This window comes from Acinetobacter sp. TW_SC_4, assembly GCF_054861205.1.
The window spans coordinates 2,104,075-2,117,011 of the sequence record NZ_CM142174.1 but is presented as its reverse complement, the minus strand read 5'-3'; the positions used below and the strand labels follow the sequence as shown (position 1 = coordinate 2,117,011).

General features: G+C 43.5%; 12 protein-coding genes. All 12 read left to right on the top strand.

What is annotated here, in order from left to right; translation table 11 throughout:
• Positions 1-9 precede the first annotated feature (9 nt).
• The 12 genes from ACWM1W_RS10105 to ACWM1W_RS10050 all read left to right on the top strand — a co-directional run bounded on the left by ACWM1W_RS10105 (position 10) and on the right by ACWM1W_RS10050 (position 12,901).
• The gene (locus ACWM1W_RS10105; RefSeq protein WP_461603214.1) at positions 10-198 is read left to right on the top strand and encodes a YHYH domain-containing protein; all 189 of its coding nucleotides are present in this window, start codon (positions 10-12) and stop codon (positions 196-198) included.
• A gap of 9 nt (positions 199-207) precedes the next feature.
• The gene (locus ACWM1W_RS10100) at positions 208-624 is read left to right on the top strand and encodes a DUF4236 domain-containing protein (RefSeq protein WP_461603213.1); all 417 of its coding nucleotides are present in this window, start codon (positions 208-210) and stop codon (positions 622-624) included.
• Between the two features lie 8 nt (positions 625-632).
• Positions 633-1,040: a J517_1871 family lipoprotein gene (locus ACWM1W_RS10095; protein ID WP_375725844.1), complete on the top strand. Its 408-nt coding sequence runs from the start codon at positions 633-635 to the stop codon at positions 1,038-1,040.
• A 67-nt stretch (positions 1,041-1,107) separates the two neighbouring features.
• The gene (locus tag ACWM1W_RS10090) at positions 1,108-3,921 is read left to right on the top strand and encodes a phage tail tape measure protein (RefSeq protein WP_375725845.1); all 2,814 of its coding nucleotides are present in this window, start codon (positions 1,108-1,110) and stop codon (positions 3,919-3,921) included.
• Entirely contained in the window at positions 3,908-4,159 is a 252-nt protein-coding gene (locus tag ACWM1W_RS10085) for a hypothetical protein (RefSeq protein ID WP_375725846.1), read from the top strand. Before ACWM1W_RS10090 ends, ACWM1W_RS10085 begins: the two co-directional genes overlap by 14 nt.
• 52 nt (positions 4,160-4,211) lie before the next feature.
• The gene (locus ACWM1W_RS10080) at positions 4,212-4,556 is read left to right on the top strand and encodes a phage tail protein (protein ID WP_461603212.1); all 345 of its coding nucleotides are present in this window, start codon (positions 4,212-4,214) and stop codon (positions 4,554-4,556) included.
• 51 nt (positions 4,557-4,607) lie between these two features.
• Positions 4,608-5,651, top strand: a complete 1,044-nt coding sequence (locus ACWM1W_RS10075; RefSeq protein ID WP_461603211.1) for a pyocin knob domain-containing protein — start codon at positions 4,608-4,610, stop codon at positions 5,649-5,651.
• On the top strand, positions 5,635-6,429 hold the full coding sequence (locus tag ACWM1W_RS10070) for a phage minor tail protein L (RefSeq protein WP_461603210.1): 795 nt from the start codon (positions 5,635-5,637) through the stop codon (positions 6,427-6,429). The genes ACWM1W_RS10075 and ACWM1W_RS10070 overlap by 17 nt, the downstream gene beginning before the upstream one ends.
• A gap of 7 nt (positions 6,430-6,436) precedes the next feature.
• A complete protein-coding gene (locus ACWM1W_RS10065) occupies positions 6,437-7,186 on the top strand; it encodes a C40 family peptidase (protein WP_461603209.1) in 750 nt (249 codons plus the stop codon).
• A complete protein-coding gene (locus ACWM1W_RS10060) occupies positions 7,170-7,757 on the top strand; it encodes a tail assembly protein (RefSeq protein ID WP_461603208.1) in 588 nt (195 codons plus the stop codon). The genes ACWM1W_RS10065 and ACWM1W_RS10060 overlap by 17 nt, the downstream gene beginning before the upstream one ends.
• Positions 7,758-7,811: 54 nt before the next feature.
• Complete coding sequence (gene gpJ / locus ACWM1W_RS10055; protein WP_461603207.1) at positions 7,812-12,365, top strand: TipJ family phage tail tip protein; 4,554 nt, start codon at positions 7,812-7,814, stop codon at positions 12,363-12,365.
• Complete coding sequence (locus tag ACWM1W_RS10050) at positions 12,362-12,901, top strand: DUF4376 domain-containing protein (protein ID WP_461603206.1); 540 nt, start codon at positions 12,362-12,364, stop codon at positions 12,899-12,901. The genes gpJ and ACWM1W_RS10050 overlap by 4 nt, the downstream gene beginning before the upstream one ends.
• Positions 12,902-12,937: the final 36 nt, after the last annotated feature.

Genomic DNA, 12,937 nt, shown 5'->3' with positions numbered 1-12,937 from the left:
GCTTTTTTGATGCTTGAAAAATATTCGAAGTCAGCTATAACTATTATTCTTATTATAAAAATAGGAATAATCATGAAAAAAGTTATATTAATTATCTTGACGATCTGTTTTGCAACAACAGCTTATTCTCATGGTGGGCGCACTGATAAGAACGGTTGCCATAATGAAAAGAAAACAGGAACAAGACACTGCCACTAAGGAAAAAATATGGGCTTTAATTTCAGGAAAAGCTTTAAGATTGCACCGGGTGTTCGCCTTAATGTAGGTAAAAAAGGCATCAGCAGTCTTTCTGTAGGTGGTAAAGGTGCGCGGGTGAGTGTAGGGAAGAAAGGTGTAAGATCCACAGTAAGTGCACCCGGCACAGGTCTTTCATATAGTTCACATCAGCCATTTAAGCAAAATACTCAAAATAAACCTGTTCGAGGCGAGCCCAATTCACTATTCAGTGATACGCCACCTCCCTTAAATTACAAGGCGGAAAGAAGTGTTTCGATTCTTCTTGGACTGGGAATATTTTTCATGCCTTACATATTTTCATGGTTTACTCTAAGACAAGGATATTCAACACTTGCAAGATTTGTTAGTTTTGGATGGATGATCTTTTTTATTTTGCTATTGAAATGAGTAAGCTTATGAAGAAAATTCTACTGATAGGTATTGCGGGGTTGTTGATAGGAGGTTGTGTTAGCCCAGCAACCCAGATGATTGATAATAAATTTCTGGACGCACAGGTAACACAACCTGAAGTTACAGGAATTTGGACAACTGCTGCTGCGGGTGGGTTATCAACCATTAAACTTAACCAAGATGGCACTGGGGTAATGTGTGAAGATAATGGCAATAGCGTTAATGTCTACCAACTTCGCAATTCCGGTAGTTTGATTTATGCTCAAAATGGAATGGCATTAAAAAAAATCACTATTACTAATCAGCTTTTAAATGTCAAAACAACTTTCTCAGCTTTTAATGCTGATATGAAATATAGAGCTGATAACGAGCTAAAGTTAGCAACACCAAGATGCGCTAAAGAAATTAATTAAAATTTAAATAGATCCCAAGAAGCCTCGCGAAAGCGGGGTTTTTTATTGCCAAAATTTAGGAGTTTCCATGACCGCACAACAAAGTCGCCTAGAGATTGTCATCGACACAGCGAAAGCCAAAAAGGGCGCTGATGATGTTACCAAGTCTTTAAAGGATGTGGAAAATCAAGGCGATAAAACAGAAAAATCAGTTAAAGACACTGCCAAAGTTATCTCTGATGCAGGAAGCACATCAACAACATCAGCAAAAAAAGTTGATGATTTATCTAAAAGTTTAGGTGGCGCCGGAACACAAGCCAAAACAACGTCAGGCAAAATGAGTGAATTGAGAAATACACTTGCTCAAGCAGCTAATGATGGAAAATTTGGTTCACAAATCCAAAGTGCCACCGGCAAGTTATCTGAATTTCGCGGAGGTGCGCTTCTTGTGGGAGCTGCCGTAACAGGCGCACTGGTTGGCGGAGTAGTTGCCGCCACTGGTTACTTGGCAGGACTTGCGATTGAGGTAGCGAAAAACAATGTTGAGCTATCTAGATTTGCTGCGATTGCCAATACCACAATTCAGAACTTTCAAGGCCTATCAGGTGCCGCTCAAACCTTCGGAGTCTCTCAAGAAAAAACCTCCGATATGCTGAAAGATTTCAATGAAAAAATCGGCGAGTTTAATGCCATTGGCGCAGGTGGTGCGGTTGACTTCTTTGAGCAAATTGCTGTCAAGACTGAAGATGGTGCTGAAGGCGCTAAGAAACTTGCTGAAGAAATGTCAAAGATGGATGGCATTGATGCACTTCAAACTTATGTAGATAAGCTTGAGGAAGCAGGTGTTAACCAAAAGGAAATGTCATTCTATCTAGAATCAATGGGTTCGGATCTCACAGCCTTGGCTCCATTGCTTGTGGATGGTGGGAAGTTATGGAAAGACTACCAAGCTGCAATGGAAGAGGCTGGAATTCTTACTGGTCAGAAAGCTGTTGAGCAGTCTATTGAATTGGCTGCCCAAACTGAATCTGTACAAATGCGCTTTACAGCACTTAAGAGTGAGCTTGCTTCAGCAGTGATGCCTGTTTTAAGTCAGGTAATTGGGTACTTTCTTGAGGGTGCTGGTAAAGGTGGGCAATTTGCCGGGGTTTTGGATGCTGTTGGTGTTGCAGCAAAAGGTGTAGGTGTCATTATCATTGGACTGGCAACAGGATTGCAAAACCTTGTCGCCATTATTAGTGGTGCCTTAAATCAGTTAAAAATTATTGGGCAGACTGCGGTTAACTTTGCCACTGCCGATGGGATTATGGCAAAAGGTAAGGCGTTGTGGGGTGGGGTAAGTGGCTCATATCAAAATGCTGTAGGCACAACAAGCAAAGTTATTGAAAACAGTGTCAATGGCTTTAAATCCATGGGTAATATTATTACCGGAACAAGTGGAAAATATGATGCCCTCACACAATCCATTATTAACAATCGAAAAGCTCAATTGGAATGGAATAAGACTCAAAAGGCAGGGCGTGGAGGTGGTGCAGAGCAAAACAAAAATCTCTTCCCAACCGCTAAAGCACCAAAGTCGAGCAAAGCTGAAACCAACAAAGCGCTAAATGAAGCTAAGCGGTTAGCTGAACAGAAAAAACGTGAAGCTGAGCGATTACAAGCTGAAATTGAAAGGGCCAAAGAGAGTGTAATACGAGAGTATGCGACCCGAGAGGAAAGACTTCTTATTGATTATAACAAATCAAAAGAAGAGATCGAGAAGGGGTTTGTTAATGACCCTGCAAATCGTGAACTCTATCTCAGGAAAGCTAAAGAGGCATATGATCGGGATGTTGAGTCATACCGAGCTGCTCAAAAGGAGAAATTGGATTCCTATAAAAACGACCTGCTCGACCAGATGGCAAGTGCTGAAAATGCGATTTTATTATCTGGCATAGCCAACAAGTTTAGTGGAGAGGGTCTTGAGTATAAAACAGCTAGTTTAAATATCGCTTTCGCTCGCAGCAAAAGCAGTGAATTTGATTCATATACAAACAATGTGAACCGCATTAATCAGGATTACAACACACCAGAGCAAGCTCAACAGAGATATGTATTGTTAGAGCAAGCAAAAGCCACTCATATAGCCAATATGAAGGCGTTGGATGTTGAATATAGCGATAATGCAAAAAGATTGATTGAGGATCAGCACTCTGCAACCTTGAGCATGTACAGCTCATTATTATCTCAGTCTGGTGCGGTTTGGGGTGAGATGACCCAGATGGTTAAAGATAGCGCTGGCGAATCAAGTGCTGCTTACAAAGTTATGTTTTTAGCACAGCAGGCGATTGCAATTGCTCAAGGCGTTGTTAATACAGAGTTAGCCGCTACTGGTGTGATGAATGACCCATCAGCCCTAACAATGGCTCAAAAGCTTATGTATGCAGGGATGATTCGTGCTACTGGTTATGCTTCCGTGGGCATGATTGCAGCCCAAACCATTGCAGGCTTCGCCAACGGTGGCTACACAGGTCACGGTGGCAAGTATGAACCAGCAGGTGTCGTACATAAGGGCGAAGGTGTTTTAACCCAAGAGGAAGTTAAGGCTCTAGGCGGCCCTCAAGGCTTCGAGGATTTGCGAAAGTCTATTCGTCGAGGTTATGCGACGGGTGGACTGGTTGCAGATACTCACCGTGTTGGTATGGGTGCTGTGAGTGCGATTAATTCGGGTGGGGCAACTGTTGTTCAACCTAAAGTGGTTATTAATAATTACTCTTCTGAAAAAGTTGAAACTTCGACAAATCAGGATGGTGAATTAATGGTCACTATTGGTAAGATGGTCAATTCTATGGTTGATCAGAAGGTCGACCAAAGATTTTTGAAAGCTAGACGACAAGGTGGGGAGCTTTATGGGATTAAATAAGCAGGAAGTAAAAAGCATGCAAAAGAAAGTGACATTTAAAAGCAAAGATGGGGTGGCTAAAGAGTTTATTGCAAACATTACTGAGATTGATGCAACTCCGGTGGGCGCCACAACAAGTCAATATCTTTACGCGGTAAAAAGTGTGGAGATTAATAATCAAACAGTAGGGCTGGATATGAATGATGGTTTCACAGACCCGATTTCCGGTCAGTATTTCATTGCACCTGATTTAAATTAAAAAATAGATTAAACAAAACCTCCTTCGGGAGGTTTTTTATTGGACGTAATTTATGAGCAACGAAAAATTTACTTTCCCGTGCGATCTAGAAGGCAGCTCGGATACTCAAAACTTCAATGTGTTATCCAGCAGATTCGGTGATGGGTATGAACAAAGCATCTCGGTTGGCATCAACAACCGAAAAGGCGTATGGGCCTATCAAAGAACTGGCTATAAGGATGAGATTCTTGCAATTAAAGCCTTCTTTGATCGTCACAAAGGTGCTGACTCATTTTTATGGGATTCTCCACTGGATGGCGAGGTGAGAGTTAAGACTGGAACTTCATATCAACCACGACAGGTTGGTGGATTAGTCTGGTCCATCTCCACCACTTTCACTCAAGACTTTAAACCTTAACTTCAATCAATTTTATGCCCTCAATCGAGGGCTTTTTTGTGGGCGTAAATTATGGCTAAGCAAACAATTAATCCAGGTACTGCACCAACAGGCGCAGGTGGAGATACATTTCGATCAGGTTCAGCAAAACTACAGGCGAATGATGATGAGCTTTACAGCCAATTGGGTGCAACAGCTCAAGGTGTATTGCCTGCTGCACTTCCAATAAGTAAAGGAGGTACAGGTGCAACCACAGCAACAGCAGCACGTACAAATTTAGGGTTGGGTTCGGCAGCGACACTAAACGCAGGGAAGTCAGACAAAGATATGGTTCCGACAGTAAGGGATACGTTCTTATATCAAGGGGACTTGAGCGGTGTCGGCAATCTTAATGATCTTGACGATCGCGATAGTCTTGCAGTCGTGGGTGTTTGGACATGTACTTCATCTGCCACACCAACGCTAGATAAAAACTTCCCAGAAGCAGGCATTGGTGGATCGCTACTTGTTGCTGGATCGACTTATGGTGTAAGTCAGCTGTACCTGGGTCGAAATGGTATTATCCATTTTAGAAACTCATCATCTTCAACATCCGGATCATTCCTACCCTGGGCCAAGCAATACTCTACAAGAAATACAACCGTTGATAGTAACGGTTTTATTAAATCTGCTTCACCTATTATTGAACTCTATGCAGATCGGATTGAGCTAAATGATGAAGCACAGCTGCAAGGGATTACATTTGAGAAACTAGCGGTTGGGGATTACTTAATCAAAGGCTCATCTGGTTTCGCGCAAGAAGGCTGGTATGTCGAAACACCTAAAGATGCTAATGGCAATGTCTTGTTTTCAGTGATCTACACAACACTAGAAAATGGTGATATTTCAGTAAAAACCTATAAGAAAAAGTTTGATCTTGAAACAGCCTCTATAGTTGCTGACCTTGATAACCCAGTCGATATCACTGAAAACCGTTGGATTGACCTACGTTTGCAAGAGCTTCCTCAACCTGAAATTGAAATGCCGGAATCAATTGCACCGCCTGACTTTCAACCTACAGGTTTAGCTCAAGCGGTTGCTACCGTGATGGAGTCCTATCATGACTCTGAACAGTGACTTTCAAAAACTGTATGTTGACGGCTTGATCACCCTATTTGAACTAGATGCTCGCGCTTTAGGCGCGGGTATTCTGCGCTTTCATGGCCATATATCTTATGAAGACTGGGAGCGTATTTACAGTTCAATTGGATCAGGTGGCTTGCTTGGTGACGAGGCTCAATTAATTGGTGAAGTCTACAAGCAGGGCGAAAACAAAGTCTGGATGCGAAATATCATCTGGCAGGGTCAAACATTTGAGCCTATGGCGCTTGAAGTGTCAGGGCTTGAAATGCGTTCGGATGGTAAAGCTTCAGCTCCGACATTCAGCATGGCAAATAATATTGGCGGCATTCAAGGTGCTGTATCGGCTTACTGCTTACAGTTTGGTGACTTCGCGGGTGCAAAGCTTAAAGTCGTTACGACTCTGGCGAAATATCTGGATGCTGAAAACTTTAGTAGTGGTAACCTCTCGGCATCCAATGAAGCCAAGGAGCAACTCTGGTACATCGAGCAAAAGACTTCTGAAAATGCGCAGGCAGTGACATTCGAGCTATCAAATCCGATTGATTTTGAAGGCTTAAAAATACCGGTTCGACAGATTTCCAGTTATTGCGCATGGGAATATCGCAGCGAACAATGTGGCTATACAGGCGCAGCCATGTTCACGGATAGGGATGAACCTACTGACAATCCTGCGCTTGATAAGTGCTCAAAAAGAACGAACGGTTGTGAGTGTCGATTTGGTAAGGGTAGCGTCCTGCGTATTGGTGCTTTCCCTGCCAGCTCATTATTTTAGGTGGTGTATGAAACTAACCGCAAAACTTAAAAAAGCAATCCAAGCACATGCTGCTGAAGTTTATCCAAATGAATGCTGTGGTGTCATTGTGAATAAGACATATATTCCATGCCGCAATATTTCAGATAGTAAAGATCAGTTTGAAATTCATCATAAAGACTTAGCTAAGGCTGAGGATTTAGGCGAAATCCAAGCCTATGTGCATTCACACCCAAACGCATCAGCACGTGCATCTGAGATTGATTTAATTCAAATTGAATTGCATGAAAAGCCGTGGGTGATTTGTGCTTATCCTGATATTGAATTTCAAGTGTATGAACCATGCGGATATAAAGCGCCTTTGGTTGGGCGAAACTTCCACCATGGTTGGCAAGATTGTTATTCGCTCGTCCGTGATTTTTATGAGCGTGAACTTGGTATCAAGCTGATTGATTTTGAGCGTCACGACAAGTGGTGGCTAGATAAAAAACACCCTGCACTATACTTGGATAATTTTGGAAAAGCCGGCTTTATAGAAGTTAGTGAACCGCAGTACGGTGACGTTATGTTGTGCCGAATGGGGCGCACCGAACATGTGAATCATGCTTTGATCTGGTTGGGTGATAACGGCATGCTGAAGTCCGAAAAGACAGACCCTTGCATTGGCTCAACATTGATTCTGCACCATATGTATGACGCAAAATCAATTCGTGAAATCTTTGGCCCACAGTGGCAAGAACGAGTCGTTAAGGTGGTTCGATATGCTCAAAACAATTAGGCTGTACGGCATTTTGGCTAAGAAGTTTGGTAAAGAATTTCATCTAGCTGTTGATAATACCCGTGAAGCCATGCGTGCTTTATGCGTGCAGGTGCCGGGCTTTGAACACTTCATGCTGCATGCGCATGAACAGGGTTTAGAGTTTGCAGTTTTTCAGGATAAGCAAAATATCTCTGAAACTGAACTTGACATGAGCACCAGTGCAAAAGTCATCAAGGTTGTGCCTCGCGTGATGGGCGCTGGTGGTGCCTTTCAAACAATTTTTGGTGCAGTTCTGGTGGTGGTTGGTATTGTTGTTGGGGTCACAACGGGCTGGACCGGTGTTGGTGGAGCGGCGGGTGCTGCATTAATTGGTGCGGGTGTCGGTATGATGGTCGGTGGTATTGCAATGATGTTGATGCCAAAGATTGAAAACCAAGACCAGAACCAAGACGGCAACAAGGCAAACAAGGGTTTTGGCGGTGCAGTCACTACGGTTGCACAAGGCAATCCAGTGCCGGTGCTTTACGGCCAGCGCGAAGTGGGTGGATTCATCGCAAGTGCTGGACAATATCCAGAAGATTTAATGTAAATAACCAGAATATACAGGCGCATATAGCGCCTTTTTTATTGTCTAAGGAAAAGTATGAACGCAGTAATTAAAGGCGCAAAAGCGGGACAAGGCAAAGCAAGAAAAGCGGTGATTGCACCAGATTCAGCCCAATCCAAGACCTATATTAAAATTTTATATGGCCTATCTGAAGGTGAAGTCGAGGGTCTAGCCAATGGTCTGCAATCAGTTTACCTGGAAGAAACCCCACTACAAAATCCGGCTGGTGGCTGGAATTTTGAGGGTGTACAGGCTGATTTTCGTCATGGTACTAATGACCAGACTTATATCGAAGGCTTTCCAGACATCTCCTCTGAAACTGCAATCAATGTCGAGCTGAAGTCTGAATCGCCTTGGGTTCGATCACTCACTAATACAGATCTGGATGCAATCCGTTTACGCTTTAAGTGGGGGCCGCTACGTGAGCAGAATGCTGAAAATGGAGATGTAAAAGGCATCGTCATTCAGTATGCGATTGATCTACAAACTGATGGCGGCACATGGACCGAGGTTTTAAATACTCAAATTGCCGATAAAACCTCTGCAAACTATGAGCGCCCACATCGTATTGATTTGCCTAAAGCAGATACTGGCTGGACGATTCGCGTCCGTCGATTAACACCCAATTCAACATCCGAATACATCAGTGACAAGATGTATGTGGATGCATTGACTGAGGTAATCGATCTCAAATTGAGCTATCCAAATACTGCTTTGCTTGGCCTTCAATATGATGCCGAAACCTTTTCTAATGTGGCAAAAGTCGCGGTTGATTTAAAAGGTATCAAGCTTCAGGTTCCGTCAAATTATGATCCGGTTGCACGCACTTATGCCGGGATGTGGGACGGCACTTTTAAGCGCGCCTATACCAATAATCCAGCCTGGATCTATTACGATATTTGCACATCAAAACGCTATGCTTTAGGAGATCGCTTAACGTCTGCAATGTTGGACAAGTGGTCTTTGTATCGCCTTGCCCAATACTGCGACCAGATGGTAAGTGATGGCAAAGGCGGTCAGGAACCGCGTTTTACCTGTAACGTGTATCTGCAATCCACAGAAGATGCTTATACGATCTTAAGCAAGCTGGCAGGTGTATTCCGTGCAATCAGTTATTGGGATGGCAATTCCATCGTGTGTGATGCGGATATCCCACAGGATACTTATTTTACTTACACCCGTGCTAACGTTATTGATGGTTTATTTGAGTATTCAGGCACACGTGCACGTGATCGACATACCGTAGCAAAAGTGGCTTGGGATAACCCAGCAAATCACTACAAAACTGAATATGTCTATGTGCGTGATGAGAAAGCAATCGCCAGTCCGCTTGGCGTGCGTATCGTTGAAATTGATGCATGGGGCTGTACTTCTGAAGGGCAGGCACAGCGTGCAGGTCTTTGGGCGTTAAAGTCTGAGCAGCTGGAAACTCGCACTGTATCTTTTAAAGTTGGTTTGGATGGTTATATCCCACAGCCGGGCCGTGTGATTGAGATTGCGGATGAACTGTTTGCAGGTCGTGCCAATGGCGGGCGTATTTCTAAAGTCTCGGCTGATCGCAAAACCATTACGATTGATCGCGATGATGTGGTGTGCCGCGCAGGTGATCGACTGGTTGTAAATGGTGAGGATGGTAAGGCTCAAGGTCGAATTGTATCATCTATAAATGGTCGCAATATCACTGTAACCACGGCTTTTGATGCGGTTGCACCAGAAAATATCTGGGCCGTTGATGCGCAAGATTTAAAAACCATGAAGTTTCGAGTCATGAGTATTACTCAAGATGAGAAACATCAGTTTTCAATCACTGCACTACAGTATGAATCAGCAAAATATGATGCGATTGATTTTGGTGCATTTATCGATGAGCGTCCGATTTCCATCATCAATCCAACTATTCAGGCACCAGTCGAGTCTGTATCAATCACTTCTGAAACTATGGTGCAACAAGGTCTTGCAGTGGAAACCATGGTTATCTCATGGCCACAGGCACAAGGTGCAACCAAGTACCAGGTGGAATGGCGCAAAGATGATGGCACATGGATTAAGTTGCCGATTACCGGAAATAACTCAGCTGAAGTGTTAGGCATTTATGCGGGTAATTATGAAGCGCGTGTAACTGCGATTTCTGCATTTGATATTGCATCCCTGCCAACATATTCAATTCTGACTGCACTGACCGGAAAACAAGGCTTACCGCCAGCTTTAGCAAATATATCCGCAACAGGAATTCTATTTGGGTATCGCCTGAACTGGAATTTTCCTGCGGTTGGCGCACTTGATACCGCTTATACGGAAATTGAAATCTCAAGCACGTCAAACGGTGCTAATGCTGCACAGCTTGGTTTATTTGCTTATCCAACAGATACGCATGAAATTCAGGGAATGCAGCCAAATTTAACACGTTGGTTCCGTGGTCGCCTGATTGACCGAATTGGTAATATTGGTCCATGGTCTGAGCGTGTAAGTGCGACTACGTCTGCTGATGCTTCAGCAGTGCTAGATATTTTGTCTGGCAAAATTACAGAGACGCAGCTGCACCAGGATCTGCAAACCAAGATTGACAAGATTGATACGATTGCAGGTCTTGATGGTGATATTGGTAATTTGATTGACAATATCACAGCAGTGCAGACTCAGGCAGACCAGCTGAATACAGCCTTAAATCAGGAGACCCAGCAACGGATTTCAGCAGTACAAGACTTGAATGATGGTCTAACTCAGGAGATTGAAGATCGTCAAAGTGGTGACACTGCCAATTTAAATGCCTTGAACAACTACAAGAGTAGCAATGATCAGGCACTTGCCAATGTTCAGCAGCAGGTGAATACAGCAGTAACCGCGACATCTGCAAATACGCAAGCAGTACAAGCGCTGGATAGTCGCGTAACTACAGCAGAAGGCAATGCAAATACTGCAAAAACCAATGCAGCAACCGCACTAACCAAGGCTGAAACTGCAACAACTCAGGCTGGATCAGCAGCAAGTCTTGCAACCCAAGCAAGTGCTATTGCCAATCAGGCAGCCAATACAGCCGATACAGCAAATCAAACTGCTGCAACTGCTTTATCTACTGCGAATGTTGCTGCAACTCAATCAGGTGCCAATGCAACACGACTTGATGCTATTACATTAGAGTTAGGTGATAAGGCCAGTACTGGCGCATTGTCTCAAACTAATGCAAAAGTGGCTGAACATGAGGGGAAAATCAGTGCCAATACCACCAAGATTGATGGTGTATATGCACAGGTTAATCCGAAGTTAATTGGCTCAACTGAAGACCTGATTGGATCAACTGAAGGCTTTGCAGGCACATGGACTTTGCAATCAGCAATGATTGAAAATGACATGGCTTTGAGTCAGCGTATTGACACTACAGTTGCTCAGATTGGAGATAACACAGCGCTCATTCAGGCTGAAGTGATTGCCCGTGCTGATGCTAATTCAGCATTAGGGCAGAGAATTGACACAGTTCAATCAGCCACCGCTACAGCTCAATCAACAGCAGATAATGCACTTGGCAAAGCCAACACTGCGACGCAAAACATCGCGACAGTGCAAAACCAAGTCAATACTTTGACTACACAGCAGGGGGCTACAGCAACACAAGTTGGCACCATTCAAACCACTGTAGGTCAAAACACCGCATCAATTCAGGAGGTCAGTCAATCTGTAAATGGCTTGCATGCGCAGAAGTACATCAAGCTTGATGTAAATGGTAAAGTCGCAGGCTGGGGCGGTGCCAATGATGGAAAAGAATCTAATTTCATTTTGAACTTTGATTCATTCGCGATTGGTTCTGGTAATAGCACAGGTTATTACCCATTCATTTTCCGCAATACGCCATTCACTGATCCGGTGACGGGTACAGTGTTTCCTGTAGGTGCTTATATAAAGTCTGCATTCATGGACTATCAGTCTGTCAAAACTTCTCATATTGATGATTTGGCGGTTAAGACAGCGAAAATCGATGATTTGGCGGTGACGCGAGGCAAGATTGCAGATTTGGCAGTTAATACTTTAAAAATTCAAGATGAAGCTGTAACCGTGCCGATAGGTATTAAAAATGATGCACCCATTGTAACTGGTGCTGGCTTTAGTGGGGGGGCCACAGGAGGTCAGCCAAATAATGACTTCACAAATCACTTAACAGCATGGGAAAATCATATCGGCGATTTACTGTCTATAAATATAGATAGAAAGGGAGGAAAAGTACGTGTTGATGCATCTGTAACCATATCTACAAGCGATTATGCATCTTTTAGTGTTGGTGATGGCAGAGGGCAGGCTGTTTCGAACAATGATCGAGGTTTGGCGACATTTTTTATATCAATATATAAAAATGGCTCACTTATTGGTAGATCATCCATTCCTTGCCGTCTTGAAAGCGGAAATATCAATGTAAGCTTTAATGGCAACGTCTCAATTGTTGCGGCTATTGATGATAGTACGACTACCGGAGTTTCCACCTATACCCTTAGAGCTGGTTTTGCGCGCCAAGTGGGTGCATCTCAGCCACTTAACATTGCTTGTAATTCAAACTTTAAGATCATTAGTAGATCTATGTCCGTACTGGAGTTAAAAAAATGACAGCTATTGTCTCAACAAAGGGAGAGTTATTAAAAATAATCAACGGAAGCCTGGATTCAATAAAACTAAATACCCCGCGTGGATGTGTAGTTGTGGAAGATCCGCCCGCCCCAAATATGTACTATCAGGATGGCTGGGTGGCAATGCCTGCTCAACCAACACAACACCACATATTTAATTATGATCTAAAGGATTGGGTTGATCCTCGTACCCTTGATGAAATCAAAGCCCAGAAATGGGTTGAGATTAAATCTGGGCGCGATCAATTGGAATTTGGTGGCTTTGAGTTTGAAGGCGGTATTTACGACTCAGATCAATCTTCACAAGGTCGAATTATGGGCGCAGCGGTTGCTGGTGTAGATCAAGTCTGGACTTTAGCTGACAATACAACGGCTGAGTTAAGTGCATCACAGTTGCAGCAACTCTATGCAGCATTACAAGCCCATATCGCAAGCGTTCACGAAAGAGGGCGTATTGCAAGACAACTCATCTTTGATGCTGAAACAAAAGAACAAGTTGAAGCAGTCCAGTTATAGCACCTTCGGGTGCTTTTTTATTACCAAAATTTAGGG

What these genes read in the sequence shown, in the direction of transcription:
- ACWM1W_RS10105 (WP_461603214.1), top strand. Translation starts at nt 10, where the DNA reads ATGCTTGAAAAATATTCGAAGTCAGCTATAACTATTATTCTTATTATA.
- ACWM1W_RS10100 (WP_461603213.1), top strand. Translation starts at nt 208, where the DNA reads ATGGGCTTTAATTTCAGGAAAAGCTTTAAGATTGCACCGGGTGTTCGC.
- ACWM1W_RS10095 (WP_375725844.1), top strand. Translation starts at nt 633, where the DNA reads ATGAAGAAAATTCTACTGATAGGTATTGCGGGGTTGTTGATAGGAGGT.
- ACWM1W_RS10090 (WP_375725845.1), top strand. Translation starts at nt 1,108, where the DNA reads ATGACCGCACAACAAAGTCGCCTAGAGATTGTCATCGACACAGCGAAA.
- ACWM1W_RS10085 (WP_375725846.1), top strand. Translation starts at nt 3,908, where the DNA reads ATGGGATTAAATAAGCAGGAAGTAAAAAGCATGCAAAAGAAAGTGACA.
- ACWM1W_RS10080 (WP_461603212.1), top strand. Translation starts at nt 4,212, where the DNA reads ATGAGCAACGAAAAATTTACTTTCCCGTGCGATCTAGAAGGCAGCTCG.
- ACWM1W_RS10075 (WP_461603211.1), top strand. Translation starts at nt 4,608, where the DNA reads ATGGCTAAGCAAACAATTAATCCAGGTACTGCACCAACAGGCGCAGGT.
- ACWM1W_RS10070 (WP_461603210.1), top strand. Translation starts at nt 5,635, where the DNA reads ATGACTCTGAACAGTGACTTTCAAAAACTGTATGTTGACGGCTTGATC.
- ACWM1W_RS10065 (WP_461603209.1), top strand. Translation starts at nt 6,437, where the DNA reads ATGAAACTAACCGCAAAACTTAAAAAAGCAATCCAAGCACATGCTGCT.
- ACWM1W_RS10060 (WP_461603208.1), top strand. Translation starts at nt 7,170, where the DNA reads ATGCTCAAAACAATTAGGCTGTACGGCATTTTGGCTAAGAAGTTTGGT.
- gpJ (WP_461603207.1), top strand. Translation starts at nt 7,812, where the DNA reads ATGAACGCAGTAATTAAAGGCGCAAAAGCGGGACAAGGCAAAGCAAGA.
- ACWM1W_RS10050 (WP_461603206.1), top strand. Translation starts at nt 12,362, where the DNA reads ATGACAGCTATTGTCTCAACAAAGGGAGAGTTATTAAAAATAATCAAC.